Genomic DNA, 26,957 nt, shown 5'->3' on the forward strand with positions numbered 1-26,957 from the left:
CCAAACCGTCACGGACCGGAGCCGCATGTGCATGGGCGCGGCCCTCGCCTCGACAGCCCCGGACGCGCGGGATAGACGGATTTTCAGGTAGGGCCCCGACGCCCCGAGGAGATCACCCATGACGATTCAGGTTGGCGACCATCTCCCCCAGGTGACCTTCCGCGTCAGCGGCAAGGACGGCCCCGAGGCCCGCACCACGGACGACATCTTCAAGGGGCGCCGCGTCGTGCTCGTCGGCGTTCCGGGCGCCTTCACTCCGAGCTGCCACCGCAACCACCTGCCGGGCTTCGTGGAGAAGCAGGCCGAGATCAAGGCGCGCGGCATCGACGCCGTGGCGATCACCTCCGTCAACGACGTGTTCGTCCTCGATGCGTGGCGACAAGCGAGCGGGGCCGAGGGCCTCGAGTTCCTCGCCGACGGCAACGCGGAGTTCGCCAAGGCGCTGGGCCTCGAGATGGACGGCACGGGCTTCGGCCTCGGGCCGCGCTCGCAGCGCTACGCCATGCTGGTGGAGGACGGCGTGGTGCGGATCCTCAACGTCGAGGATTCGCCGGCCAAGACCGAACTCTCCGGCGTCGAGGCGCTGCTCAAGGTTCTCTGAGCCGAGTCAACTCCGTCGAAAGACTGTGTGCCCGGGGGAAACCCCGGGCTTTTTGTTGTCCGGCTTATCCCAAAGCAAGCTTTCGAACGTCGACAACCGGGCGGATCCTGTCGATTCGAAATCATCCGAGATCTCGACAGGAGAGACCGCCATGGTTTTCCGTTTCGATCCCCGTGCCGCCCTCCTCGCCGCCAGTCTCACCCTCGCCGCGCCGGCCCGTGCGGACGACCCGAAGGCCGTGGCCCAGGCCGCCGCCGACCGGTGGGATCAGAGCTTCAACACCGGGGACATGGAGACGCTGACGACGCTGTACGGCACCGACGCGGAAGTGGTGGCGAAGGGGGCGCCGCTCGCGGATGCGTCGCGCATCCGGGCGTATTTCACGGACGTCCGAGCCAAAGGCTTCGCCGACCACAAGATCATGGTCCAGTCGGCCCGGGCGAAGGGTGATCTCCTCATCGCGAGCGGCCGCTGGGAGGCGACCGGGCCGGGGGATGGCGGCGCCCGGAAGACCTTCAGCGGGAACTGGGTCAATGTCCTGGAGCGCCAGGGCGATGGGTGGCGCACGGTGCTGCACACCTGGAACTAACCCCGCCTCTCGTCGAACCGGTTTGGTCTCCGATCAGTTCGTTCGCGCTCAGACGGTGCTAAGCCGCCCGGCCGTAATCCTCCGCCCGCGTCGCGCCGCGATGGAACGTCAGGCGCCGATCGTATTCCAGGGGGTCCTTCGGCTGCACCAGGGCGCCGGGCGGCACGTTCAGCCAGTCGACGAGGCGGGTGAGCAGGAAGCGCAGGGCCGCGCCCCGGCACAGGATCGGCAGGGCCGCGACCTCGTCGGGCGTCAGTGGCCGCACGGCTTCGTAGCCGGCGATGAGGGCAGCACCCCGGTCGTGGTGGAAGGTGCCGTCCGCGTCGAAGCACCAGGCGTTGAGGCAGATGGCCAGATCGTACGCGAAGGCGTCCGTGCAGGCGAAGTAGAAGTCGATGAGGCCCGAGAGGTCGTCGCCGATGAAGAACACGTTGTCGGTGAAGAGATCCGCGTGGATCACGCCCGTGGGCAGGCCGCGCGGCCAGCCGGCTTCGAGGACGGCCAGGTCTCCGCGCACCCGATCGGCCAAGCCCGGCGACACCCCATCGGCCTGAGCCTCGGCGCCACGGAACAGCGGTCCCCACGCCGCCACCGACAGGTTGTTGTCGCGCCGCATCCCGAAATCGCTGCCGGCGGCGTGGAGCCCGGCAAGGGCCTGGCCGAGCGCCCGGCACTGGTCGGGCGTCGGCCGACGGACCGAGACGCCTTCGAGGAAGCTGACGATCACCGCCGGCCGGCCGCAGAGTTCCCCCAGCGCCACCCCGCCCCGGTTGCGGATCGGCTGCGGGCAGGCGAGCCCGCGCGTGGCGAGGTGCTCCATGAGGTTGAGGAAGAACGGCAGGTCGTCCACCCGCACGCGCTTCTCGTACAGGGTGAGGATGTAGGAGCCCGCCGTGGTGTGGAGAAAGAAGTTCGTGTTCTCGACGCCCTCGGCGATGCCCTTGTAGGAGAGCAGCCCCCCGATGTCGTAGGCGGCCAGGAAGGCGGTCAACGCCTCGTCGGAGACCTCGGTGTAGACGGCCACGGGCGGTTCGCTCGAACGTTCGGGGTCAAAATGCACAAGGGCGCCGATGGGCGCCCTTGGGGGTCGAATCGGGTTCGGCCGGGGTTATTCGGCGGCTTCGCTGCGCAACTCGCGCGGCAGCGGGAAGGACATGTCCTCGACCACCGTCGAGACCGTGTCCACCGTGACGGTGTAGCGGGCCGCGAACGCGTCGATGATCTCCTCCACGAGCACTTCCGGGGCCGAGGCACCGGCGGTGAGGCCGAGGCGACGCACGTCCTTGAAGGCGTCCCAGTCGATCTCCTCGGCCCGGAGCACGAGGCGGGTGATGGGGCAGCCGACGCGCTCGGCGACCTCGCGCAGGCGCTGCGAGTTCGAGGAGTTTGAGGACCCGACCACGATCACGGCATCGACCAGGGGGGCCACCTGCTTCACCGCCTCCTGGCGGTTGGTGGTGGCGTAGCAGATATCGTCCTTGTGCGGCCCGGTGATGGTCGGGAACTTCTTCTTCAGGGCCTCGACGATGTGGTGGGTGTCGTCCACCGACAGGGTGGTCTGCGTCACCCAGGCGAGGTTGTCACGGCTCTCGGGCTCGAGGGCGGCGATCTGCTCGAGATCCTCAACGAGGGTGATGGAGCCCTTGGGCAGCTGGCCCATGGTGCCGACGACCTCGGGATGGCCCGAATGGCCGACGAGGAGCACGTGCCGGCCGCGCTTGTGATGGATCTCGGCCTCGCGGTGGACCTTCGTCACCAGGGGGCAGGTGGCGTCGATGGTGGTGAGGCCACGCGAATCGGCGTTGTTGGGCACCGTCTTGGCGACGCCGTGGGCGGAGAAGATCACCGGGGCCGAGCCGTCCGGCACCTCGTCGAGTTCGCGCACGAAGACGGCGCCCTTCCGCTTCAGGCTCTCGACCACGTATTTGTTGTGGACGATCTCGTGGCGGACGTAGACCGGCGGCCCGTAGATCGCCAGCGCCCGCTCGACCACGTCGATGGCCCGCACCACGCCGGCACAGAAGCCGCGCGGGGCGCAGAGAAGGATCTCCAGAGGGGGCTTCTCCGCGTTCACGGAGGCGGTCTGGGTCGTCGAGAGTGCGTCGCTCATGATAACCGGGATGTGGCGAGGCTGGGCCGCCCCTGTCAACCGCTCATAGCCGAAAACCGTCCGAGAGACACGGGGCCCGGCATCAAAACGCGTACGGCGTGTCATGCAGGACCGCCCTGCATCGCGCGCTCCAGCACCGAGAAGATGCGCGGATCGGCGCAATGGGCCACGTTAAAGCGGAGGTACGGCGTGCCGGCGCCCGAAGTGCTGAAGGCCGCGCCCGGCGCCAGCACGACGCCCTGGGCGAGGGCCCGGCGGGCGATCTCGGCCGAATCGAGACCGTCGGGCAGGCGCGCCCACAGGAACAGGCCGCCGCGCGGCTCGGTCCAGAGCGTCAGACCGCAGGCTTCGAGGCGCCGGGCCGCGAGGCCCCGGTCGCGGGCGAGCTTTTCGCGAATCTCCGCGAGGTGCCGGCGGTAGGTCCCGTCGGTGATGAGGCGGTGCATGAGGGTGGCGGCGAAGTGGCCGTTGCCCAGACTCATGGCGAGCTTGAGATCGACCAGGGGCTCGATCCAGTCCGGCCGCACGGCGAGGAAGCCGCAGCGCACGGAGGCCGACAGGGTCTTCGAGAAGCTGCCGACCTGGATCACCCGTTGCAGCCCGTCGAAGCCGGCCAGACGCGGAGCCGGCTCCGATTCGAGATCGCCGAAGATGTCGTCCTCGATGATGAGAGTGTCGTGCGCCTCGGCGAGGCGCAGCACCCGGTGGACCGTGGCCGGGGCGAGGGTCGCCCCCGTCGGATTGTGGAGGGCCGAGTTGGCGAGATAGAACCGGGGGCGTTGCGCCGCGAAGGCCGCCTCCAGGGCCGCCAGATCCGGCCCCGTGGGCGTGAACGGCACGCCGACCACGTTCACCCGGTGGGCGCGCAGGAGCGCGTGGTAGTTGAAGTAGCAGGGGTCGTCGAGCACCACCGTGTCGCCGGGCGACAGGAGGAAACGGCACAGGAGATCGACGGCCTGCGTCGCCGAATCGATGAGGAGGATCTGGTCAGCCTGCGCCACCACACCCTTCTCCTCCATGCGCCGGGCGATCTGGCCGCGCAGGGGCGCGAACCCCAGGGGCTGGTCATAGCAGACGAGGCTGCGGGTCCCCTCGCGGGAGAGGTGGCGCAGGCCCCGACGGATGGCGTCGTCCGGCATCCACGACGAGGGCAGCCACCCCGAGCCGGGTTTGAGCAGATCCGGACCGGACTGCATGGATTGACGGGTGATCCACAGGGGGTCGACGGCCCGGTCGAGTTCCGGACCGACGGCCTTGAGGCAGAGCGGGCGGGTCTTGCCGGCGACGTAGAAGCCCGATCCCCGGCGCGCCACGATGGCGCCCTCGGCGCCGAGGCGGTCATACGCCTCCACCACCGTCGATTTTGAAACGCCCATGGCCTCGGCGAAGCTGCGCACGGAGGGCAGCCGGGCGCCGGGCACGAGCTTTCGGCTCGCGATGCGCTGGGTGATGGCTTGCGTCACCGTCTCCACCAGCGTCGGGGCGGCGGGTGCACGGGCCGTCATCGGTCGGCTTGCCACATCTGTACGGCCCTTTCGTCCGGACAATTCGACGAATGTGTACGGCACTGTCCCTGTCGTGGCCAGTCCATCGGCCCGATGGTCGCGCCACCCAACAGGAGCATGGCCATGACCGGCACGACGATTTCGACGATGGGCGCGACCCTGCCAACCCGACCATCCCTCTTTCGGCGGGCATGCGGCCGCGCCGCCGCGCTTCTGGCCGGGATCGCGGCCGGCCTCTCGCGCCAGGCCCTCAATGTGCGCGTCCTGCGCCAACTCGGGGCCATGTCCGAGCGCGAGCTGAAGGATATCGGCCTCGCGCGCCAGGACGTGTGGGATGCCGCCGCCCTCCCCCACGACGGTGACGCCACGACCCTGCTCCTCGCCCGGCGGGCCGAGCGCAAGGCCGCCCGGCGCGGATAACCGCCCGGCGCCGGGATGAAACGTCGCAGTCGCACGTGCCGATTCGCACCGGCGCGGCGCGCGATGGCCAATCGGTTGCGACGCCCGAATGGCGATCCGGGGGGAGCTGGTTTAAGGGTCGTTCACGAAACACCCGGCGCATTCCGCCACCCAAGGCGGGGATCGGTGGTGTGCGGACGTTCCGTGCGGCACGGTGATCGATGCCGGGCCCGACACCCGCGACCGTTTCGATCCCTGCGACCGGAACCGGTCCCTCTCCCGCCAAGGACCCGCATGGCGAGCGCCGCGACCCACGTCAGCTTCCTGCCGCCCGTGCTGACGTTCCTGTCGGCGGCGGTGATCGGCGTGCCGATCTTCCGGTTGATCGGCCAGAGCGCGGTGCTGGGCTACCTCGTGGCCGGCGTGGTCATCGGCCCGTTCGGCTTCTCCCTCATCGCCGAACCCGAAACGGCGGCCAGTGTCGCCGAACTCGGCGTGGTGCTGCTGCTGTTCATCGTCGGCCTCGAACTGCAGGTCTCCCGCCTCGTCTCTATGCGGCGCGACATCTTCGGGCTCGGGACGGCGCAGCTCCTCGTCTGCACGGCGGTGCTCGCCGGCATCGGATTCCTGCTCGGCCTGAAGCCCTCTGCCGCCTTCGTCATCGGCATCGCGCTGGCCCTCTCGGCCACCGCCGTCGCCCTGCAGCTCCTCGAGGAGCGCGGCGATCTCGGCACACCCTATGGTGGGCGCGCCTTTGCGGTGCTGCTGTTCCAGGACATCTCCGTGGTGGCGATCCTCGCCCTGATGCCGCTCCTCGCCTCCACGGGCGTCGGCAGCGGCGATGGTTGGCTCCTGTCCGCCCTGCAATCGACCGGCACCGTGGGAGCCGCCATCCTCGCCGTGGTGCTGGTAGGGCGCTACGGCCTCAATCCGTTCTTCGGCCTGCTCGCCGCCAGCGGCGCCCGCGAGGTGATGACGGCCGCAGCCCTCCTCGTAGTGCTCGGCACCGCCATGCTGATGGAGCATGTCGGCCTCTCCATGGCCATGGGGGCGTTCCTCGCCGGCGTGCTGCTGGCCGAATCGAACTTCCGCCACCAGCTCGAAGCCGATATCGAGCCGTTCCGCGGCATGCTGCTCGGCCTGTTCTTCATGAGTGTCGGCATGTCCATCGACGGCGGCCTGCTGAAGGCCGAGTGGCCATGGCTGCTCGGCGCCACCGCCGGGGCGATCCTCATCAAGGTCGCCCTCGTCGCCGGCCTGTTCCGCCTGTTCGGCTCGCCCTGGCTCGACGCCGTGCGCGGCGGCGCCATCCTGGCGCCGGCCGGTGAATTCGCCTTCGTGCTCCTGCCCGTGGGGGGCGAACTCGGCCTCATCGACGGGCCGAGCGGGCGGTTCGCCATCGCGCTTGCGGCGCTGACCATGCTGGTCGGCCCCGTGGCGGCCAAGGCCCTCGACAGTGCGCTGGCCCGCCGCCGCGCCGAGCCCGACCTCGCCCTCGATCCGGTGGAGACCACGGAGGCCCGCGTCCTCGTCATCGGGTTCGGCCGCTTCGGCCAGATCCTCACCCAGGTGCTGCTCGCCGAGGGCATCGGCGTCACGGTCATCGACAAGGACGTGGAGCAGATCCGCTCCGCCTCGCGCTTCGGTTTCCGCATCTTCTACGGCGACGGCACCCGTCTCGACGTGCTGCGCGCCGCCGGCATCGGCCGGGCCGAGCTGCTTTGCGTTTGCGTCGACGAGCCGGAGGCGGCCCTCAAGATCGTCGACATCGTGCACGAGGAATTCGCCACCGTGCGGACCTACGTGCGGGCCTACGACCGCATGCACGCCGTGGAACTCATGAACCGCGACGTCGATTTCCAGCTGCGCGAGACCGTGGATTCCGCCCTCGCCTTCGGCCGGGCCACCCTGGAGGGCCTCGGCGTCGCGCCGGACGCGGCGGCGGCCGTGGCGGAGGACGTGCGCAAACGCGACGTCGCCCGCCTCGTCCTGCAGCAGGCGGGCGCCCTGCCGGACGCGGCGAACTGGATGCGCGGGATCTCGCAGATCAAGCCCGAACCCCTCACCGAACCACGCCGCCCGTCACGCGCGCTGAACGCCGAGACCCGCGACATCATCGGCACCCGGGCCCGCGAGGCCGCCACCCATACCCTCGAAGCCCGGGACCTTCCCGCCGATGCGTGACCTCACTCCGGCGGCGGCCCGCTTCGTCAGCGGGTCGATCCTGCGCCATGTCGTGGTGATGAGCGCCACCGGCTCCATCGGCCTCATGGCGCTGTTCGTCGTCGATCTGCTGTCGCTCCTCTACGTGTCGAAGCTCGGCGACCCGACCCTGACGGCGGCGGTGGGCTTCGCCACCATCGTGCAATTCTTCGCCATCGCCATCAACATCGGCCTCATGATCGCCGCCGGAGCCCTGGTCTCGCGGGCCATCGGGGCGGGCGACGAGGCCGGAGCCCGGCGGCTCGCCACCTCCGGCACCATCCACGGTCTGATCGTCTCGGCCGTCCTCGTCGTCGCAATGCTGCCGTTCCTGCCGGCATTCCTCGGGGCCATCGGCGCCGATGCCGAGACCCTGCCGGTGGCGACGCGCTTCCTCTGGATCACCCTGCCGTCGAACCTGCTCATGGGGCCCGGCATGATGTTCTCCGGGCTGCTGCGCGCCGTGGGTGCGGCCCGGCAGGCCATGCTGGTGACCCTCGCGGGCGCCCTCGTCACCGCCGGCCTCGATCCGCTCCTCATCTTTGGGGCCGGCCTCGGGGTGGACGGGGCAGCCATCACCACCTGCGTCGCCCGCGCCACCTTCGCCCTCGTCGGCCTGTGGGGCGTGCGCCGGTTCCGGATGCTGGCCCGGCCACGTGTGGCCGACATCGTCGCCGATGCGCCGATCGTGTTCCGCATCGCCCTGCCGGCGGTGCTGACGAACCTCGCCCCCTCCGTCGCCAGCGCCTTCATCGCGCACGCGCTGGCGAAGTTCGGCGCCGTCGCTATCGCGGGCAACGTCGTCATCGACCGGCTGACGCCCGTGGCGTTCGGCGGCCTGTTCGCCATGTCGGGCTCCATCGGCCCGATCCTCGGGCAGAACTGGGGCGCGGGCCGGTTCGACCGCATGCGCGGCGTCCTACGCGACGGCGCCCTGGTGACGGCGGTCTACGTCGTGGTGGTGTGGATCGCCCTGACCCTCGCCCGCGAACCGCTGACGCGGCTGTTCGAACTGCAGGGGGTGGCCGCCGAGCTGTTCGGCTTCTTCTGCCTCGTCAGCGGCGGGGTGTGGTTCTTCACCGGGCTGCTGTTCCTCTCGAACGCCTCGTTCAACAACCTCGGCTTCCCGTTCTACTCGACGCTGCTGAACTGGGGCCGGGCCACCCTCGGCACCGTTCCGCCGGCCCTCCTGGGGGCCTATCTCTACGGCCCGAAGGGCGTCATCGCGGGCGTCGGCGTCGGCTCGGTGATCTTCGGGCTCGCCGGCATCGTCCTCGCTTTCCGCACGGTCGCCACCCTGGAGGCCCGAGCCCAACTCCGCTCCGAAGCGGTACCGGACGCCGTGGCAGCGACGACGGACGCGTCCCTCGCCGCCGGGCCGGCGCAGACCGGCGTCCTCGTCTGAGATCTTTCGACCGGCCTTGTGGAAAACCGACGCAGGCGAAGGGGGGATCGGCAACAAATCCCTTCGGCCGACGTTCAGATTGCAATCTCCGGCACCGTACGGAGCCAGCATTTCATCCCCTGAGGGTTCGACCATGATCGCCGATCAGATCTCCCCGAAATCCGCCGAGAAGACCCACCTCGACATCTACGACACCCACGCGCGTACGAGCTTCGCCGCCCGCCTTGGCGTGTCCGAGGATCGCCTGCGCAAGGCGGTCCACATCGTCGGCTCGCGCATCTCGACCCTGACGAGCTATTTTCACAAGTAGGCGACCGCGTGGGGCCAGCCGTCTGATCGAGGGGATGCCGGATGCCGGCATCCCTTTTTTTGTGCAGGGCAGCCGACCTTGCCCGGCTGCGAGCGGACAGGCTGCGACAGACCGAGGCCTCACCCGCCGGGATCCTTGTCTTTTCGCGGGCTGTTGTCGCAAAACCAGCGACTGCTTCCGCGAAACCTGCTCAGGTCGGGCTGGAACGCCTGCCGCATACGGACCGCCATGACCGATACCACGCCCATCACCGCCGCCATCCTCGTCATCGGCGACGAGATCCTGTCGGGGCGGACCAAGGACAGGAACATCGGAACCATCGCCGATTACTGCACGGCGGTGGGGATCGACCTGCGCGAGGTGCGGATCGTCCCCGACGAGCAGGACCGGATCGTCGCCGCCGTGAACGCCCTCAGGGCGGAGAACACCTACCTCTTCACCACCGGCGGCATCGGGCCGACCCACGACGACATCACCGCCGACAGCGTGGCGGCCGCCTTCGGCGTCTCCATCGACGTGGATCCGCGCGCCAAGGCGATGCTGCTGGAGCGGCACAAGCCCGAGGACTTGAACGAGGCCCGCCTGCGCATGGCACGCATCCCGGCGGGTGCCGACCTCATCGCCAACCCGATCTCGAAGGCGCCGGGCTTTCGCCTCGGCAACGTCTTCGTCATGGCCGGGGTGCCGGCGATCATGCAGGCGATGCTCGATTCCATCGGTCCCACCCTGGAAACCGGCGCCCGCGTCCTCTCTCATACCGTCGAGGCCGGCAATCTGCCCGAAGGCACGTATGCGGGAGATCTTGCAGACTTGGCGAAAGCCCATCCGGGCGTGTCCATCGGCTCCTATCCGTCGATGACCCAGACAGGTTTCGCCAACCGGATCGTGGTGCGGGGCAAGGACCCGCAGGCCCTCGACGCGGCCAGAGCCGACATCGAGGCGTTGGTCACGCGTCTGCGCGGTGCTTGAAGCTCCTCAGGCCCGAAGCGCGGGCTTGGCCTTCACCGCCGCCGCCATGGCTTTGAGGTGACGGTTCAGGGCGGCGATCTCGTTCAGCGCGATGGTCTTGTGGCCGTCCTTCACCGCGCGCTCGATATCGCTGACCTGCTCGGCCACGATGCGCTTCAGTTCGGCGGCGAGTTTATCCCGTGTCATCGTCGCTCCTGTCACGGCTCGGGGGTTCACCCGGCTCATAACGCGGCGAGCTTAACCGGCCGTTGTCATCCGCCGCTACGGTGGCGGCGCAACAATCCCGGGAGGTGTTGCCCGGGGGGCATAGGTGAAGGCGGCATCCGAACGTTAGGTTCTAGGAAGACGTCCAGCCCTTCTCTCCGAGAACCCGATCCCATGTTCGCCAAGCTCCTCCTGGCCGGCGCCGCAGCAATCGTTGCCGTGTCGAGCGCCTCCGCCGCCGATCTGCCGCGCCGCGCCGCGCCGCCGCCGGTCTTCACCGCCGTGCCGGTCTTTTCCTGGACCGGCTTCTACATCGGCACCCACACCTCCTACGCCTTCAGCGACCGTCAGACGATCCGCACCACGGGCAACAACAACGGTACGGGCGGCATCACGAACACGCAGCTCAACGTCGCCCAGGGTCGTCGTCCCGGCACCTTCCGGTCCGAGCAGGACGGCATCGGCAACGTCGGCGGCGGCTTCGGCTACAACTACCAGTTCACGCCGGGCTCGGGCTTCGTCGTCGGCATCAACACCGACCTGACCTGGACCGCCATCAGCAAGAGCTACGCTTATTTCGGCCCGGTCATCCCCGGCGTGAACACCGCGCCCGATCCGAGCAACCTCCGTCAGCGCCTCGACTACCTCGGCACCGTCCAGGGCCGCCTCGGCTACGCCTTCGATCGCGTCCTCGTGTACGGCACCGGCGGTTTCGCCTACGGAAACGTCAACTACCGCGCCGCCTTCCTCAATCCGGCCGGTACGCTGGCCTATGCCGGCAAGTTCGACGACATCGAGACGGGCTACGTCTACGGCGGCGGCATCGAGTGGGCGATCCCCACCGACAACTTCCTCAACCGCTTCAACTTCATCGGCAGCCTTCTCGGCTCCAGCGGCCTGACCCTCAAGGCCGAGTACCTGCGCTACGACCTCGGCAGCCGCAACGTGCTTGTGAACACCACCGGCCTCACCGCCGCCACGGGTTCCTACACCTCGCGCTTCAACACCGAGGGCAGCATCATCAAGGCTGGCTTCAACTACAAGTTCGGCAGCCTGTAAGACGGGTGCCACGGCGGCCCCGAAAGGGCCGCCGAAAGGTCGCTCCATACAAAAAGGCCCCGCTTTCGCGAGCGGGGCCTTCTTCGTTTCAGGGATGGCGGAACGAATCAGGTCCGCCAGGGGTGAGCCGGCAGCTCCGTCGCGCCGATGACGCTGGCTCCGGCGAGGGCCACGGCGTGGTCGTCCTCCACCGTCGAGCCGCTGACGCCGATGGCGCCGGACATCTCGCCATCCTTGTCCACGATGGGAATGCCGCCCGGAAAGGTGATGAGCCCGTCGTTCGAGTGCTCGATGCCGTAGAGCGGCCCGCCGGGCTGCGACAGCTGGCCGATCTGCCCCGTGGTCATGCCGAAGAACACCGAGGTCTTGGCCTTCTTCTGCGCGATGTCGATGGAGCCGACCCAGGCGCCGTCCATCCGATAGAAGGCCTTCAGGTTTCCTCCGGAATCCACCACGGCGATGCACATCTGCGTCTTGAGCTCGACGGCCTTGGCGCGGGCGGCCTCGATGGCCTTGTGGGCGTCTTCGATGGTCACGTGCATGGGGTTCTCTCCGTTCGGTGCCGAATCGCCCGGCCCCTCCCTGGAACGGGAAAGGCGCCGCCCCGCCTCGACGTCGAAGCGTGACGGGCGACGATGCGATAAACTTAACGCGAGAACGGCCGCCCTGTTCGGGGCGGCCGTCCAATCCTGATCGAGTCGATGGGAAGACTTACTTCGCGCCCATGGCGTTGGCCTTCTCGATCAGCGCCTCGGCCATGCGGATCGAGGCGATGTCGATGAGGCGGCCATCGAGGGAAACGGCACCGCGGCCGGCCTTGGCGGCCTCTTCCATGGCGACGAGGATGCGGCGGGCCTTGGTGACCTCGGCCTCGGACGGCGTGAACACGTCGTTGGCGAGGTCGATCTGCGACGGGTGGATCGCCCACTTGCCTTCGAAGCCGAGCGCGGCGCAGCGCTTGGCCGCCGAGATGTAGCCGTCCGGATCGGAGAAGTCGCCGAACGGGCCGTCGATGGGGCGCAGGCCGTAGGCGCGGCAGGCGACGAGCATGCGGTTCTGGGCGAAGAGCCACGGGTCCTGCCAATGGGTCTGACGGTTGCCGGCCTCGTCCTTGTCGGTGAGCACCGAGAAGTCGGGGTTGACGCCGCCGATCACCTGGGCGCGGGCGCGGGTCGAGGCGGCGTAATCGGCCACACCGAACGACATGGCCTCGAGACGCGGCGAGGACTGGGCGATGGCCTCGACGTTGGCCATTCCGAGGGCCGTCTCGATGAGCACCTCGAAGCCGATCTTCTTCTCGCGCTTCTTCGCCTGCTCGATCTGGGTGGTGAGCACGTCGATGGCGTAGACGTCGGCCGCGACGCCGACCTTGGGGATCAGAATCATGTCGAGGCGCGGGCAGGCCTCAACGATGTCGACGACATCGCGGTACATGTAGTGGGTGTCGAGACCGTTGATGCGGATCATCATGGTCTTGGTGCCCCAGTCGATCTCGTTGAGCGCCTGGATGATGTTCTTGCGGGCCTGTTCCTTGTCGTCGGGGGCGACGGCATCCTCGAGGTCGAGGAAGATCACGTCGGCCTTCGAAGAGGCCGACTTCTCCATGAACGTCGGGTTGGAGCCGGGAACGGCGAGCTCGGAGCGGTGGAGGCGGGGCGTCGCCTGCTGGACGAGGGTGAAGCTCATGGGTGTTTCCTCTTCTGGGTTAGGGTGTTGCGGCCGTTGATGATGCGCCCGAAGGCCCAGGCATCACACGGGTTGTGTGGCGCCTCCGCGCCGTCCGGGCGGCGTCGCCGCCGCCCGGTATCCCGACAGAACCTCTACCCCGTCGCGCCGAAGCCGACGGCGATGCAGTTGATGGACAGCAACAGAGCGGATTTGACCGCCTCGCGCTTGTCCTCGTCCTCCTCCGCGCGGAACCGGCGCAGGAGTTCGACCTGCTCGCGGCTGACCTGATTGATGGTCGGCAGGCGGCCGTTGAGGCGGTCGCGGAACAGGGGGAAGCGCTCGGCCAGTTCCGAACCGCCGCTGACCTTCAGGCACATCTCGCGGGTGAGGGCGTACTCAGCCTCGATGAGCGGGAAAATGTTTTCTCGCGCCTGCGCGTCGGGCACGAGGCTCGCGTAATCGCGGGCGATCTCGAGATCGACCATGAGCAGGGTTTTCTCGACCTCGTCGAGGATGAGGCGGAAGGGCTTCGATTCGGCGAACAGCCGCTTCAGCTGCGCCTCGCCCTGAGCCCCGCGCACGTCGAGGAAGCTCTTGAGACCAGAGCCGACGCCGTACCAGCCGGTGATGACGTGGCGGTTCTGAGACCACGCGAACACCCACGGGATCGCCCGCAGATCCGAAAGGGAGCGGGCGCCGAAGCGTCGGGCCGGGCGCGAGCCGATGTTCAACAGCGCGATCTCGTCCAGCGGGCTCGCGGCGCCGAAATAGGTCACGAGGTCGGGGTGCTGGATGAGGTTGACGTAGGCCGCCCGAGAGGCACCCGACAGGGCCTCGAGGCAGTCGTCGAACTCGTTGCGGGGCTGCCCGGCCGCCTCGCGCTCGGATTTCAGGGCGTGCTGGAACACCGAGGAGGCGAGCAGCTCCATCTGGTAGGCGGCGGTGCCCCGGTTGGCGTACTTGAACGAGACGACCTCGCCCTGCTCCGTGGTCCGGAAGCGCCCGTTGATGGAGCCCGGCGGCTGGGCCGCGATGGCGCGGGCCGTCGGCGCGCCGCCCCGGCTCACGGAGCCGCCGCGCCCGTGGAAGAAGGCGATGGGCACGCCGGCCGCCTTGCCGAGCTGGGTCAGCTTGTCCTGCGCCTTGTACAGCTCCCAGTTCGAGGCGACGAAACCACCATCCTTGTTCGAGTCCGAGTAGCCGATCATCACCTCCTGCATGCCGCCCTGCCAGCGGGTCGAGCGGCGCACCACGGGGATCCCGAACAGCTCCTTCATGATCGCTGGCGCCGCGCGCAGGTCGTCGATGGTCTCGAACAGCGGCACGATGGGCAGGCAGCAGATCTCGGTGCCCGTGGCGTCGAGGAAGTTGCCGGCCTCCTTGGCGAGCAGATAGGCGCCGAGGATGTCCTGCACCGAACGGGTCATCGAGAGCACGAACGACCCAAAGGCTTCGCGGTCGAGCTGCTCGCGCATCTCGCCCACCAGGGCGAAGGTCTCCAGGGTTTCGCGGGCGTCGTCGGGCAATCCCTCGAACGAGCGCTCGCCCTTGCGCGGCTTGGCGAGTTCGTCGAGGAGCCACTTCTTCCACTCGGGCGAGTCGAGGTCCGGCGGCGTCCGGCTCTGGCCGTTGGCCTCGTGCCACAGGGCGTGCAGCGTCTTCGTGGTGCGCGTGGTGTTCTCGCGCAGATCGAGGCGGACGGTGGAGAAGCGGAAGATCTCGACCATGCGCCGCACGGGGCGCACGAGGTCGGTGGCGAGCGAGGGACACTTCGCGTCGATCAGCCCCTGTTCCAGGGTTCGTAGGTCGTTGATGAGGGTGTCGGCGCTCGGATAATCCGGGCCGGTGGAGCGCTGGCCCTGGTTGCGCTGGATCGTGGCGTCGAGCTTGCGCAGGATGCAGGTGAGGAACTGGCGGTAGGCCTCGCCTGGGTTGCGGCTCGCGATGGCGCGACCGTCCCCGCTCTCGGCGAGCATCTGGGCGAGCTCGGCCTTGAACGAGGCCGGCACCGGCAAGGAGCGCTCGGTGAGCGACAGGGTGCGGCCGAGCGCCGTGACGCCGTCGCGGTAGCGCCGGAGGGAGGCCAGAGCGTTACGCTGGAGCGTGGCGCGGGTGACCGACGAGGTGACGTAGGGGTTGCCGTCGCGGTCGCCACCGATCCACGACCCGAACTGGAAGAAGGCCGGCACCTCGAACTTCTCGTCCGGATAATACTGCGCCAGGCTCTCCTCCAGGGAGTAGAGCACCTCCGGCAGCATCTCGAACAGGGTCTCGTCGAAGAAGTGCAGCCCCCAGGCGACCTCGCGCTCGACGGTGGCCTTCTCCAGGTGCAGCTCGCCCGTCATCCAGACGAGTTCGATCTGGTCGCGCAGCTCGTTCATGAGGCCGTTGCGCTCGCGCTCGGTCCAGCGCGGCAGCTCCAGTTCGCGCAGCACGAGGTAGATCCGGCGGAACTTCTCCAGCACGGTGACGCGCTTGCCCTCGGTGGGGTGCGCCGTGATGGTCGGGCGGATGCGCAGATCCTTCAGGAGCGCGTGGATCTCCGGCGCCTTGATACCGCTCTGCGCCGCCTCGGCCAGGACGGCGCTGAAGCTCCCGCTGAGGGCCTCGCGCCCCTTGGTGCGCTCGACCTGCCGACGCCGGCGCATGGCGGCGTTCTGCTCGGCGATGGAGAGGAGCTGGAACCAGATGCCCTGCACCTGGAGCGCACGCGCGAGGAGCTCGGGCGAAAATTCGGAGATGTTGGCGCGCCCGTGCAGCACGTCCTCGAGCTCGGGCTCGTGCCGGCGCGCCACTTCGAGAAGGGCGTGGAACAGAATGTCGAGGGCTTCCTTCGACGACGTGCCCGTGATGACGGGGGGCGCGAAGGTGTGGTCGATGGCACCGACCGGGGCGTGCAGGGTATCCGTCATGGGCAAGGCCACCTCGAAGGAATCTTTGCCGTTCGACCGCGACGGAGGCGGGCGACGGGAGGGCAACCGCCCCGGTAGCATGGGACGGGCGGCCGGGACGATCAAGCGTCGGGTTTCTTGGGCATGACCGATGGCTCGGGGTCCTTCTCCCCTCTGCGGAAGAAGGTGGCCCGCGAAGCGGGTCGGATGAGGGGTCGCCCTGTCCGAAAAGGTCGCTCCCCTCTTGCGGGACTCCGTCGCGGAACTTCGTCCCGGCCCGGCCGCTCCACGACCACCCTCCCCCACGGGGGGGGAGGGTTCATGCGCTTACGCCGCGAGTTTGCGCATGACGTCCGCCACCGTCGCACCGAACTCGCCTGGGCTCGGAGCCACGGTGAGGCCGTAGGATCGCATGATCTCGGCCTTCTCGGCGGCGGAATCGCCCGTGGCCGAGATGATGGCGCCGGCATGCCCCATGCGGCGGCCCTTCGGTGCGGTGAGGCCGGCGACGAAGCCGATGACGGGCTTCGTCATGTTCTCCTTGATCCAGGCCGAGGCCTCGGCTTCCTGCGGCCCACCGATCTCGCCGATCATGAGCACGGCCTTGGTCTCGGGGTCCTGCTCGAACAGCGCGAGGTGGTCGAGGAAGGACGATCCGTTGATGGGATCGCCGCCGATGCCCACCGAGGTGGTGATGCCGATGCCCTCTTCCTTCATCTGGGCGGCGGCCTCGTACCCGAGGGTACCCGAGCGTGAGATCACGCCGACGTTGCCCTTAAGGTAGATGTGGCCGGGCATGATGCCGAGCATCGATTTGCCCGGCGAGATGATGCCGGCGCAGTTGGGGCCCACCACCATGGTGCGCTTGTCCTTCGGGTAGCGCCGCAGGTAGCGCTTCACCCGCATCATGTCCTGGGCCGGGATGCCGTCGGTGATCGAGCAGATCAGCGCGAGGCCGGCATCCGCCCCTTCCATAATGGCATCGGCGGCGAAGGGCGGGGCCACGAAGGTGATCGAGGTGGTGGCGCCCGTCGCCTCCACGGCTTCCTTGACGGTGTTGAACACCGGCACGCCGAGGTGGGTCTTCCCGCCCTTGCCGGGCGTGACGCCGCCGACGACGTTGGAGCCGTACTCCATCATCTCCTTGGCGTGGAACGTGCCCTTGTCGCCGGTGATGCCCTGAATGATGATCGGGGTCTTCTCGTCGATCAGAATGCTCATCGCGTATCCTCCCCGGTCTCAGGCGTTGGTCTTGGTCGCGCCGCCCTTGGCGGCAGCGCAGGCCTGGACGGCCTTGGCGGCGGCGTCCGAGAGGCTGTTGGCGGTGATGAGATCGAGGCCGCTCTCGGCCAGGATCTTCTGGCCGGCCTCGACGTTCGTGCCCGCCAACCGCACGATGAGCGGCACGTCGATCTTCACCTCCTTCGCCGCCTGGATCACGCCCTGGGCGACCCAGTCGCAGCGATTGATGCCGGCGAAGATGTTGACGAGGATCGCCTTGACGTTGCGGTCCGACAGAACGAGGCGGAACGCCGTCGCGACCCGGTCCGGCGAGGCGCCGCCCCCGACGTCGAGGAAGTTGGCCGGCTCGCCGCCCGCGTGCTTGATCATGTCCATGGTGGCCATGGCCAGACCGGCGCCGTTGACGATGCAGCCGATCTCGCCCTCGAGGCCGATATACGAGAGGTTGTGCTCGGCGGCCTGGGCCTCGCGCGGGTCGCCCTGCGACGGGTCGTGCATGTCGGCGATGTTGCGCCGGCGGAACATGGCGTTGTCGTCGAACGACATCTTGGCGTCGAGCGCCAGGACGCGGTCGTCCTTCGTGACGACGAGGGGGTTGATCTCCAGCATGGTGCCGTCGCAATCGCGGAACGCCCGGTAGGCGTTCATGATCGTCTTCACGGCGGCGGACACCTGCTTGATGTTGAGGCCGAGCTGGAACGCGATCTCGCGCGCCTGGAACTGCTGCAGGCCCACCGCCGGCTCGACCACCACCTGGATCAAGGCCTCGGGCTCGTTGGCGGCGATCTCCTCGATGTCCATGCCGCCGCGCTGGGAGGCGATGACGCGCACGCGCTCGGCCTTCCGGTCCAGCACGTAGCCGAGATAGAGTTCACGCTCGAACGGATCGGCGGTCTCGATGTAGACCCGCTGCACGGGCTTGCCCTCGGGGCCGGTCTGGAGCGTCACAAGGCGCTTGCCGAGGAGATCCTTGGCGGCGTCGCGAACCTCGTTGTAGGTCCGGCACAGCTTGATCCCACCGGCCTTGCCGCGGGCACCGGCGTGGATCTGTGCCTTCACGGCCCAGAACGAGCCGCCGAGCTCTGTCGCGGCATAGACCGCCTGATCGGGGCTGAAGGCCACCGCGCCCTTGGGAACCGCCACGCCGAAGCCAGCGAGCAACTCCTTGGCTTGGTACTCGTGAACGTCCATGTGCGATCTCCTCGACGTTTCCTCGGGGCGGACCTTCTCGTAAATTTCACTTCGCGAAAAGGCCTTTGCCGTTTATATTTTTTTACATTCTCGTTGAGTCTGCCTTGAAGGCAGTTGGAATGCTTCTGATTGTCAATAACTCAACTGCTTACCTTGGCGTTAGGATCGCTGAGTCAAGCTTTGCGTGAAGTAATCCCCACGGTCTTTTGTGCGATGCGGAACGATCACGTCCCGCATCGCATCACTTCAGTTCACCTTGGCCTTCACGACCTCGTAGATCGACTCGTTGAGCGGACCGGCGGTGCCGAGAAGCGCTTCGAGTTCCGAGAGGCGCGACTCGGCAAAGGCGCGATCGTCGAGGCCCTTCGCGTTGACGTAGACGTTGAGGGCCGCACTGCGCAGACCCGCATGGGCCGAGAGCACGGCGACACCGGCATCCGAGATGACGTTGAGGTTGCCCTTGTCGGCGACGGTCTGCGCCAGATCGATGACCTTGCGGCAGGCGCGGCAGCATTCGAGGGGCACGTCGGTGGCGACCTTGAGCGCCGCCTGGATCTTTTCCGCCCGCGCGGCCTTCTCCTCGTCCGTGGTCTTCGGCAACCCGTAGGCGCCCATGACCGCGTCGAAGGCCGCGACGTCGTCGGCGATCATGCCGGTCAACTCGGCCCGGAGCGCCTCGGACTGCCCGAGAATCTCCTTCAGCTCACCCTCGACCTCGACGTACTTCTTCTTGCCGATGGTGAGGTTGCACACCATGCTGAGAAGCGCCGCGCCCATGGCGCCCGAGATGGCGGCGGCACCGCCGCCGCCGGGGGTCGGGGCCGAACTCGCGAGCCCGTCGAGGAAGGTCTGGATGGTCTCGTTCGCGGCCATGGCTCAGGCCATCTTCTTGGCGAGGGCGTAGATCTCCTCGGCGTCGAGCACCTGCTCGGTGCTGTCGAAGAGCTGGCCGACGCAGGCGCGGTGGAGCTTGAGCTTCAGGCCGCCGATGCCGAGCGCCCCGAACACCTTCTTGCCGTGGCGCTCCTTGCCCTTGTCCATGGCGTCGATGCCGCCGAAGCCGAGCGGGGGCTGGGCGTTGTAATCGGCCACGAACTCGATGCTGGCCTCGTCCTTCCAATCGGCCTCCGAAAGGAGCTCGATGCCGATGGCGCCGGCCGAGAATACGAGGTTCTGGCCCTTGACGATGGCGGCGCGCGACGCCGCGTCCGGCGTGGCGGCGGCCGAGATCTCGACCTTGAAGCGTTTGTTGATCTGGTCGGCGGCGGCCTGGGCCTTGTCGAGGGAACGACCGCACAGGATCACGGTGGCGCCTTCCTGGGCCAGCAGGGCGGCCGAGCGCATGCCGACGGGGCCGGTGCCGGCGAGCACCACGGCCTTCTTGCCGGACAGCGAACCGGCGGCCTTCTGCACCAGGGCGACGCCCGCCGCGGCGGTGGTGTTGGAGCCGTTGGAGTCGAGCATCACCGAGACGCGGAACGGGCCGAAGAAGCGCTTCTTCACCGCCTCGAACACCGCCTCGCCGGCCGCCATGCTGCCGCCGCCGACGAAGATCGCCGTGGACTTCTTCTCCGAGCCGCCGCGGGTGTAGATCGTGCCGTCGACCAGCGCCCCGACATTCTCGGGCGTCACGTTGCCGTAGCCGGTGATGTGATCGGCGCCGCCGTCGTAGCCGACGACCACGTCGAACACGCTCGGCACGGTGTCGGTGTCGAATTGGAACAGCAGCTTCTTCATTTTTCTTGATCCCTATCGTTTCCGCGCCGGGCGCGGCTGGCGTTTGTTCTCGGTTCGTCGTCGTTGGCCCCTCCCCTCACGGGGGAGCGGCCGCCATCAGACGACGTTCTGGGGCTTGCCGGCGACGAACGCCTCGACATTGTCGACGAGCTGGTCGGCCAGGATCTGCATGGCCTCCTTGCTCGCCCAAGCCACGTGCGGCGTGACGATGAGGTTCGGCAGGTCGAGCTCGCACAGGATGTTGCCGTTCTTGGGCGGCTCGGTCATCACCACGTCGAAGCCGGCCCCCCCGATGGTGCCGTTCTGCAGCGCCTCGGCCAGGGCCTCCTCGTCGACGAGGCCGCCGCGCGCGGTGTTGATGAGAAGCGCGTGCTTCTTCATCTTCGCGAGCTGTTCGCGACCGATCATGTTCCGCGTTTCGGGCGTCAGGGGCGCGTGGAGCGTAATGACGTCGGACTGGGTGAGGATGGTCTCGAAATCGACCAGTCCCTCCTGCGGGAACACGTCGTAGGCGATGACCTTCATGCCCAGCGCCTCCGCCCGCTTGGCGATGGACTTGCCGAGCGCCCCGTAGCCGACGATGCCCAGCGTCGAGCCGGCGATGTCGTGGATCGGGTAGTCGAAGTAGCAGAACTGGGTGGATTTCGCCCAATCGCCCCGGCGCACGGAATTGGCATACGGCACGATGGCCCGGCGCAGGGCGAAGATGAGGCCGATCACGTGCTCGGGCACGGTGTTGAACGCGTAGTTGCGGATGTTCACGACGGTGATGCCGAGGTCCTTGGCCGCCGCCTTGTCGACCACGTCGGTGCCCGTCGCCGCCACGGCGATGAGCTTGAGATCGGGCAGCTGCTTCAGGACATCGGCGCGCATCGGCACCTTGTTGATCAGGGCGATCTCGGCGCCCTTCAGGCGCTCGACGATCTCCTCGGGCGTCCAGGTCGACTCGTATTCGACGTACTTGTGGGGGAAGTTGAATTCCCGAACCTTGGCGTCGAGGGACTCGCGGTCGAGGAACACGATAGTCTTCGTCATGGAATCCCTCAGGTCGATCCGGCCGAACCGCCGGCAGCACGGTGGTCGAAGGGGTCGCCGGGGCGAAGGATCGCCCCGGCGCGTATCGGATCAGGCCTTGGCGAGGGGGTTCTCGCGCAGGTAGCTCGAGGCTGCGGCCACACCCGAACCGGGGGTCACCTTCACGCCGTTGTCGAGCATCGCCATCTCGGCACCCGCGATGGCGCCGAGCAGCGACAGCTCGTTCATGTCGCCGACGTGACCGATGCGGAACACCTTGCCGGCGAGCTTGTTGAGGCCGGCGCCGAGGGCGAGGTTGTAGCGCACGTAGGCGTGCTTGATGATCGCCGCGCCGTCGATGCCCTCGGGCACCACGATGGTGGTGACCGTGTCGGAGTTCCACTTGGGCTCCTTGGCGCAGGTCTTGAGACCCCAGGCCGCCACGGCCTGGCGGGTCGCCTCGCCGAGCACGTGATGGCGATGGAAGACGTTCTCGAGGCCTTCCTCATGCAAGCAGGCCAGCGCTTCGCGCAGGCCATACAGCAGCGGCACCGACGGGGTGTAGGGGAAGTAGCCGGCCGGGTTCTGCTTCTGGTGGTCGGCCCAGTCGAAGTAGACGTGGGCGAGGCGGTCGTTCTTCCCGGCGGAGGCTTCCGCCGCCTTGAGGGCCTTGTCGCTGACGCAGATCACGCCGAGGCCGGCGGGCAGCATCAGGCCCTTCTGGGAGCCGGCGATGGCGCAGTCGACGCCCCACTCGTCCATCTTGTAGGGCAGCGAGCCCACCGACGACACGCCGTCGACGAACAGCAGGGCCGGGTGGCCGGCCGCGTCGATGGCCTTGCGCACGGCGCCGATATCCGAGGTCACGCCCGTGGCGGTCTCGTTATGGACGACCATGACGGCCTTGATCTCGTGGTTCTTGTCGGCGCGCAGGGCCTCGCCGATCTTCTCCGGGTCCGCACCCGTGCCCCACTCCTCGTCCTGCACGATCACGTCGAGGCCGAGGCGCTCGGCCATGTCGACCCACAGGAGGCTGAACTGGCCGAAGCGGGCGGTCAGCACCTTGTCGCCGCGCGACAGGGTGTTGGTCAGCGCCGATTCCCAGATGCCCGTGCCGGAGGCCGGAAACAGGAAGATCGTGCCCTTGGTCGAACCGAACACCGCCTTGGTGTCCTCGAACAGGGGCTTCGTCAGAGCGGGGAAATCCACCGAACGATGGTCCTCGGACTGCACCACCATCGCGCGCATGACGCGATCGGGGATGTTCGTCGGGCCAGGCACGAAGAGGTGGTTACGACCCGGCCGTCTCGTTGCCGCCATGATGATGTCTCCCATTCTACAAGAAAGCGCGCGCGATTCGTGCGACGCGATGGACCGGTGACGAAAGCGCGGCCCGTTGGGCCGTCCTTCCGGGTTGGATCGGTGACGAGATCCCGGCCCGGCGGGGCCGTTCTCTCGGGTGGGCTGGCTCCTACGCGCTCGCGGGCCGGCCGGAAACCCGGCTCCACCCACTTGCCCTCAGGGGATTTGCCCCACGGTCATCCGGCGGCGACGCCCCACGACGGAGACCCCGGTCCCATGGGGATCGAGGCGCCGTGGTGTCGATGGACCGCAAGGCGTTCGAGCCCCAGACCCCGATGCGGCGATGCATCGGGGCGCGCGGACGGCCGTGAAACGGGTCCGAAGGTCTCAAGCCACTCTCCTGCCGAGGCGCGTTCGGGAAACCGCGCTGCCCCGGGCCGTGCAGGCGTCATCCTGCCGTATGTCGCTGCCCTTGTTCACCTCGCAGGGCTCCGGACGCGCGATCGTCTCACGCATTCCGGCGGGGCACCTTGGACGGGACTATGCCTTCCTTCGCGGGGGAAGGAAAACCCGAAAAACTTCGCGAAACGTCAAATAATTTTATAGTTCCTCAACGCTTGCGATGCGGTGCCGCATCATGGGCGGCGGCGGAGCGCAGCCGGCCTGCGTCATCAAAGTGATACGGGAATCCGGTTTGGGTCGCCCCGATGCAGAGCGGCGCGGAGACCACCATGGGCGACGATTCGGAGACGACCATCCGGGTCCGCACCCTGTTCCTGTCGGACATGCACCTCGGCACCAAGGGGTGCCAGGCCGCCCTGCTCCTCGAATTTCTGCGCGACTACGATGCCGACGAGATCTACCTCGTGGGCGACATCGTCGACGGCTGGCAGCTCAAATCCGGCTGGTACTGGCCCCAGAGCCACAACGACGTGGTCCAGAAACTCCTGCGCAAGGTGCGCAAGGGCTCGAACCTCGTCTACGTGCCGGGCAACCACGACGAGTTCCTGCGGGACTACATCGGCCTCGCCTTCGGGGGCATCGAGGTCGCCGACCAGCGCCTGCACGTGGCGGCGGACGGCAAGCGCTACCTCGTGATCCACGGCGACCAGTTCGACATGGTGGTGCGCCACGCCCGCTGGCTCGCCTATCTCGGCGACGGCGCCTACACGGCGGCGCTCTTCGTCAACACCCACTTGAACACCCTGCGCCGGCGCCTCGGCCTCGCCTACTGGTCTCTCTCGGCCTGGGCCAAGCTCCGGGTGAAGAACGCCGTGAACTTCATCGGCAAGTTCGAGGAATTGCTCAGCGCCGAGGCCAAGCGCGTCGGGGCCGACGGGGTGATCTGCGGCCACATCCATCACGCGGCCAACCGTACCATCGGGGGCCTGACCTATCTGAACACCGGCGACTGGGTGGAATCCTGCACGGCCATCGTCGAGCATTACGACGGCACCATGGAGGTGCTGCACTATCCCAGCATCGTGCGGGCACGGGCCGCCCGCGAGGACGCGCAGGCCGGGCAGCAGCCCGACGGCGCCAGGGCAGTTGCGTGAGGGCCGTGGCGTGAGGCTCCTCATCGCCACGGATGCCTGGGCTCCCCAGGTCAATGGCGTCGTGCGCTCCCTCGAGCACATGGCGGCGGCGGGCACGGCGCTCGGCATCGAGACGGTGTTCCTGACCCACCGGGATTTCGCCTCGGTGCCCCTGCCGGGCTACCCCGAGATCCGCCTGTCCTGCGCGACGCGCGGCGCCGTCGCCCGGCGCTGGGGCGATCTGCGGCCGACCCACGTCCACATCGCCACGGAGGGCACCGTCGGCTACGCAACGCGGCGCCACTGCCTCGCGCAAGGCCGACCCTTTACCACGAGCTATCACACCCGGTTTCCCGAATACCTCGCTGCCCGCGCGCCCGTGCCGGAGTCCTGGAGCTATGCCTGGCTCCGCCGGTTCCACGGGGCCGCGAACGGCACCATGGTCAGCACACCGTCCCTCGAACGCGACCTCACGGGGCGCGGCTTCACCAACCTCATGCGCTGGACGCGGGGGGTGGACACGGATCTGTTCCGGCCAGACGCCGCCGGGGCGGACCCCCTCGCCGGATTGCCGCGACCGATCTTCCTGTTCGTCGGGCGCCTCGCCGTTGAGAAGAACATCGCGGCCTTCCTGAAGCTCGACCTGCCCGGCTCGAAGGTAATGGTGGGCGATGGACCGGACCGGGCGCGCCTCGCCGCCCTCGCCCCGGACGCGCATTTTCTCGGCACCCGCACGGGCGCGGCCCTGGCGGCGGTCTATGCCGCCTCCGACGTGTTCGTGTTCCCGAGCCTCACGGACACGTTCGGCATCGTGCTGCTGGAGGCCCTTGCCTGCGGCGTGCCGGTGGCGGCCTATCCGGTCACCGGCCCCCTCGACGTCATCGGCGGCACCGATGCGGGGGTGCTCGACACCGACCTGCGCCGGGCAGCCCTCGCGGCCCTGGCGATCCCGCGCGAGCGGTGCCGACGGGAAGCCCTGCGCTACACCTGGGCTGAGAGCGCGCGGCAGTTCTTCGGCAACATCGCGCTCGCCCATGACCGGCCAAGCCGAACGGTGTCCCTGGGCTCCGCCCTGGACCCGCGACGGGCTCGCCCTTCGAACCCCGGATTCCGTAGCAACGGTGGGTGACTCCGGCGAGGCGGGCTGGCAGGGTCCGGCCCCGTTCCGACACCGCGTCCCGCCATGCCCCCGTTCGATCCCGATTTCGCGAACACCTATCCGGCCGTCATCGGCTGCGACGAGGTCGGGCGCGGTGCCCTGTGCGGTCCCGTCGTGGTGGCGGCGGTGTGGTTCGATCCACTGGTGTTTCCCCGCGAAATCCTGGCCGCCCTCGACGATTCGAAGAAGCTCAAGCGGGCCGAGCGCGAGCGCTTGACGCCCCTCATCCGCCTCCATGCGCGGGTGACGCTCGCTGCCGGATCGCGGGCGCTGGTCGACCGGATCAACGTGCGCGCCGCCACCCTCGACGCCATGGCCCGCGCCGTCCACCGCCTCGGCCTCGATGCCCCCGTGCTCGTCGACGGCCGCGACGCGATTCCGGGCCTTCCGCAGTCCACGGCGGTGGTCGGCGGCGACCGTCTGGTGCCGCAGATCGCCGCCGCCTCCATCGTCGCCAAGACCGTGCGGGACCGTGCGATGCGGTCCCTCGCCCGGCGCCACCCGGCCTATGGCTGGGACAGCAACGTCGGCTACGGCACCAAGGTGCATCTGGCGGGACTGAGTGTACGCGGCCGCTCGGCGCATCATCGCATGAGCTTCACCCGCGCCTACGAACCAAGCGCTGGTTTTGCCGATATGGATACCGGTTCGCCGAAGTAGCGAGCGTCACATCACGGGCGATGGGATGCTTCCTTTGATCCAAGGATCAGGGAACGCGCCGAGAGCTCCACCGCGACCAGACCGGCGAGGTAAGACATCGCGTGCGACCCTTCGGCAGATGTCAGGGAAGTCCGCTTGCAGACAGTAGATACAGCAAGGGTCGAAGACTGCTTCGAGAGAAATGCAGAGAAGCGGACCATAAATATATACAGGACGTTTTCAGGAGTAAAGCAAAGCTTATAATCGGAAAAATGTACAAAGAAAAATACCCAGAACTATTTTTGAAATCTACTCACAATCCGGTCGAGTAGCACGTGCGGCACGGTCAAGGCCGACAGCATCTGCAGGGTGAGGCATAGCAGTGTGGCGGCGGAGGTGTTCGCGCCAGCGGCGTAGAGTGGCCAGAGAGCTGCGCCGAGCAGGAGCGTCAGTCCGAACACCGGCAGCGCAGCGCGGACGGCCTTGTCCATCGTGTCGACGCCGGGAGCCCGAATCGGGTCACGCACCAAGGCGCGCATGTGCCGCGGAGCGTGCAGGCCGATGAAGTACAGGGTGAAGGCCGTCAGCGGTGGCAGGAGCGCGAACGCGACGGCCAAGGCGGCCATCTCGACCGGCACGGCACCTCGGCGGCGATGAACCAGAAGCCAGACGACGGCGAGAATGAGCCAAAGCCAAGCGGCGGCCACCCACCAGCCAACGAGGTGTGGCATCGGCACACGCGTGACGGCCGCGAACAGGCCAGCGGTCTCGTCCGGTCGCAGCAGCGCCGGCAGGGCGATCGGCAGCCCGCCGCGCACCAGGGCCTCGAACGGCCGGCCCGGGCCGGCATCCTCTTCGCCGAAATGCAGGACCGACAGGGCGAGGAAGCCCGCCAAGGCCGCCATCGGGGCAAGCTGCCAGGCGAGCAGCACCAGGGCCGCAAGGCCAAGATACGGCAGCGCGAAGACACCGAACCAGACCCGTCCATAGCGCGGGCGCAGCAGGGCGGCGGCGACGGCCCCGTCGAGGGCGCCGTGCGGGACACCAAGCCCGATCACCAGGGCGAGGGCTACGAGCCAAGAGGCCTCGCGCGGCAGGGCCGCGGAGGCCGCGAGGGCGATCGTCAGGGCGGCGCCCGTGAGGAGGCGGAGCCCCTCCGGAGCGCGACTGCGGCAGCTCGCTCGCGCAGGGCTCACAAGAGCAGGGAGGACGGCGCGAGCGACCAT

General features: G+C 68.2%; 25 protein-coding genes. 11 read left to right on the top strand and 14 right to left on the bottom strand.

Translation table 11 applies throughout. The annotated features are described in order from the left end of the window. Positions 1-118: 118 nt before the first annotated feature. Positions 119-601: a peroxiredoxin gene (locus tag MFF01_RS02600; RefSeq protein WP_238221690.1), complete on the top strand. Its 483-nt coding sequence runs from the start codon at positions 119-121 to the stop codon at positions 599-601. Positions 602-752: 151 nt separating this feature from the next. Further along, positions 753-1,190 carry a DUF4440 domain-containing protein gene (locus MFF01_RS02605; RefSeq protein ID WP_238221692.1) on the top strand — a complete coding sequence of 146 codons (438 nt, stop codon included), beginning with the start codon at positions 753-755 and terminating at the stop codon, positions 1,188-1,190. 58 nt (positions 1,191-1,248) lie between these two features. On the opposite strand, the gene thrB is transcribed toward MFF01_RS02605, so the two are convergent. The 3 genes from thrB to MFF01_RS02620 form a co-directional block, all read right to left on the bottom strand. After that, entirely contained in the window at positions 1,249-2,214 is a 966-nt protein-coding gene (gene thrB / locus MFF01_RS02610) for a homoserine kinase (protein ID WP_238221694.1), read from the bottom strand. Positions 2,215-2,298: 84 nt separating this feature from the next. Continuing rightward, entirely contained in the window at positions 2,299-3,300 is a 1,002-nt protein-coding gene (gene ispH, locus MFF01_RS02615) for a 4-hydroxy-3-methylbut-2-enyl diphosphate reductase (protein WP_238221696.1), read from the bottom strand. Between the two features lie 101 nt (positions 3,301-3,401). Beyond that, on the bottom strand, positions 3,402-4,805 hold the full coding sequence (locus MFF01_RS02620) for an aminotransferase-like domain-containing protein (protein WP_238221698.1): 1,404 nt from the start codon (positions 4,803-4,805) through the stop codon (positions 3,402-3,404). Positions 4,806-4,928: 123 nt separating this feature from the next. Between MFF01_RS02620 and MFF01_RS02625 the strand changes: the two genes are divergently transcribed. The 5 genes from MFF01_RS02625 to MFF01_RS02645 all read left to right on the top strand — a co-directional run bounded on the left by MFF01_RS02625 (position 4,929) and on the right by MFF01_RS02645 (position 10,090). Further along, positions 4,929-5,225 carry a DUF1127 domain-containing protein gene (locus MFF01_RS02625; protein ID WP_238221700.1) on the top strand — a complete coding sequence of 99 codons (297 nt, stop codon included), beginning with the start codon at positions 4,929-4,931 and terminating at the stop codon, positions 5,223-5,225. 273 nt (positions 5,226-5,498) lie between these two features. Then, the gene (locus MFF01_RS02630) at positions 5,499-7,388 is read left to right on the top strand and encodes a monovalent cation:proton antiporter-2 (CPA2) family protein (protein ID WP_238221703.1); all 1,890 of its coding nucleotides are present in this window, start codon (positions 5,499-5,501) and stop codon (positions 7,386-7,388) included. Next, positions 7,381-8,811: an MATE family efflux transporter gene (locus tag MFF01_RS02635; protein ID WP_238221705.1), complete on the top strand. Its 1,431-nt coding sequence runs from the start codon at positions 7,381-7,383 to the stop codon at positions 8,809-8,811. Before MFF01_RS02630 ends, MFF01_RS02635 begins: the two co-directional genes overlap by 8 nt. Positions 8,812-8,944: 133 nt before the next feature. Continuing rightward, positions 8,945-9,121: a DUF3606 domain-containing protein gene (locus MFF01_RS02640; RefSeq protein WP_238221707.1), complete on the top strand. Its 177-nt coding sequence runs from the start codon at positions 8,945-8,947 to the stop codon at positions 9,119-9,121. A gap of 228 nt (positions 9,122-9,349) precedes the next feature. Further along, positions 9,350-10,090, top strand: coding sequence for a competence/damage-inducible protein A (locus MFF01_RS02645; RefSeq protein ID WP_238221709.1), 741 nt, complete (start codon positions 9,350-9,352; stop codon positions 10,088-10,090). A 6-nt stretch (positions 10,091-10,096) separates the two neighbouring features. Here the strand turns inward: MFF01_RS02645 and MFF01_RS02650 are convergent, their stop codons facing one another. Beyond that, positions 10,097-10,276: a hypothetical protein gene (locus MFF01_RS02650; RefSeq protein ID WP_238221711.1), complete on the bottom strand. Its 180-nt coding sequence runs from the start codon at positions 10,274-10,276 to the stop codon at positions 10,097-10,099. Between the two features lie 192 nt (positions 10,277-10,468). Between MFF01_RS02650 and MFF01_RS02655 the strand changes: the two genes are divergently transcribed. Further along, complete coding sequence (locus MFF01_RS02655) at positions 10,469-11,353, top strand: outer membrane protein (protein WP_238221712.1); 885 nt, start codon at positions 10,469-10,471, stop codon at positions 11,351-11,353. 107 nt (positions 11,354-11,460) lie between these two features. On the opposite strand, the gene MFF01_RS02660 is transcribed toward MFF01_RS02655, so the two are convergent. The 9 genes from MFF01_RS02660 to MFF01_RS02700 all read right to left on the bottom strand — a co-directional run bounded on the left by MFF01_RS02660 (position 11,461) and on the right by MFF01_RS02700 (position 22,416). Then, positions 11,461-11,895, bottom strand: a complete 435-nt coding sequence (locus MFF01_RS02660) for a GlcG/HbpS family heme-binding protein (RefSeq protein WP_238221714.1) — start codon at positions 11,893-11,895, stop codon at positions 11,461-11,463. A 169-nt stretch (positions 11,896-12,064) separates the two neighbouring features. After that, positions 12,065-13,039, bottom strand: coding sequence for an HpcH/HpaI aldolase/citrate lyase family protein (locus MFF01_RS02665; RefSeq protein ID WP_238221716.1), 975 nt, complete (start codon positions 13,037-13,039; stop codon positions 12,065-12,067). Between the two features lie 134 nt (positions 13,040-13,173). Then, entirely contained in the window at positions 13,174-15,933 is a 2,760-nt protein-coding gene (locus MFF01_RS02670) for a phosphoenolpyruvate carboxylase (RefSeq protein ID WP_238221718.1), read from the bottom strand. A 306-nt stretch (positions 15,934-16,239) separates the two neighbouring features. Next, the gene (gene sucD, locus MFF01_RS02675) at positions 16,240-17,133 is read right to left on the bottom strand and encodes a succinate--CoA ligase subunit alpha (protein WP_238221720.1); all 894 of its coding nucleotides are present in this window, start codon (positions 17,131-17,133) and stop codon (positions 16,240-16,242) included. A gap of 18 nt (positions 17,134-17,151) precedes the next feature. Beyond that, positions 17,152-18,345 (bottom strand): malate--CoA ligase subunit beta, encoded by a 1,194-nt coding sequence (locus tag MFF01_RS02680; protein WP_238221722.1) that lies wholly within the window; start codon positions 18,343-18,345, stop codon positions 17,152-17,154. A 246-nt stretch (positions 18,346-18,591) separates the two neighbouring features. Then, on the bottom strand, positions 18,592-19,218 hold the full coding sequence (fchA, locus tag MFF01_RS02685) for a methenyltetrahydrofolate cyclohydrolase (protein ID WP_238221724.1): 627 nt from the start codon (positions 19,216-19,218) through the stop codon (positions 18,592-18,594). A 3-nt stretch (positions 19,219-19,221) separates the two neighbouring features. Then, complete coding sequence (locus MFF01_RS02690; protein ID WP_238221725.1) at positions 19,222-20,082, bottom strand: NADP-dependent methylenetetrahydromethanopterin/methylenetetrahydrofolate dehydrogenase; 861 nt, start codon at positions 20,080-20,082, stop codon at positions 19,222-19,224. A 96-nt stretch (positions 20,083-20,178) separates the two neighbouring features. Further along, on the bottom strand, positions 20,179-21,117 hold the full coding sequence (locus MFF01_RS02695; protein ID WP_238221727.1) for a D-2-hydroxyacid dehydrogenase: 939 nt from the start codon (positions 21,115-21,117) through the stop codon (positions 20,179-20,181). Positions 21,118-21,207: 90 nt separating this feature from the next. Then, entirely contained in the window at positions 21,208-22,416 is a 1,209-nt protein-coding gene (locus MFF01_RS02700) for an aminotransferase class V-fold PLP-dependent enzyme (RefSeq protein ID WP_238221729.1), read from the bottom strand. A 713-nt stretch (positions 22,417-23,129) separates the two neighbouring features. Here MFF01_RS02700 and MFF01_RS02705 point away from each other — a divergent pair. The 3 genes from MFF01_RS02705 to rnhB are packed head-to-tail and all read left to right on the top strand — an operon-like array spanning position 23,130 to position 25,752. Then, complete coding sequence (locus MFF01_RS02705; protein WP_238221736.1) at positions 23,130-23,954, top strand: UDP-2,3-diacylglucosamine diphosphatase; 825 nt, start codon at positions 23,130-23,132, stop codon at positions 23,952-23,954. Positions 23,955-23,964: 10 nt separating this feature from the next. After that, the gene (locus MFF01_RS02710) at positions 23,965-25,062 is read left to right on the top strand and encodes a glycosyltransferase family 4 protein (RefSeq protein WP_238221745.1); all 1,098 of its coding nucleotides are present in this window, start codon (positions 23,965-23,967) and stop codon (positions 25,060-25,062) included. Between the two features lie 54 nt (positions 25,063-25,116). Continuing rightward, positions 25,117-25,752 carry a ribonuclease HII gene (gene rnhB, locus MFF01_RS02715; protein ID WP_238221748.1) on the top strand — a complete coding sequence of 212 codons (636 nt, stop codon included), beginning with the start codon at positions 25,117-25,119 and terminating at the stop codon, positions 25,750-25,752. 275 nt (positions 25,753-26,027) lie between these two features. Here rnhB and MFF01_RS02720 read toward each other — a convergent pair whose 3' ends face one another. Next, the gene (locus MFF01_RS02720) at positions 26,028-26,957 is read right to left on the bottom strand and encodes a Brp/Blh family beta-carotene 15,15'-dioxygenase (protein WP_238221755.1); all 930 of its coding nucleotides are present in this window, start codon (positions 26,955-26,957) and stop codon (positions 26,028-26,030) included.

This window comes from Methylobacterium adhaesivum (assembly GCF_022179065.1).
Lineage (GTDB): Bacteria > Pseudomonadota > Alphaproteobacteria > Rhizobiales > Beijerinckiaceae > Methylobacterium > Methylobacterium adhaesivum.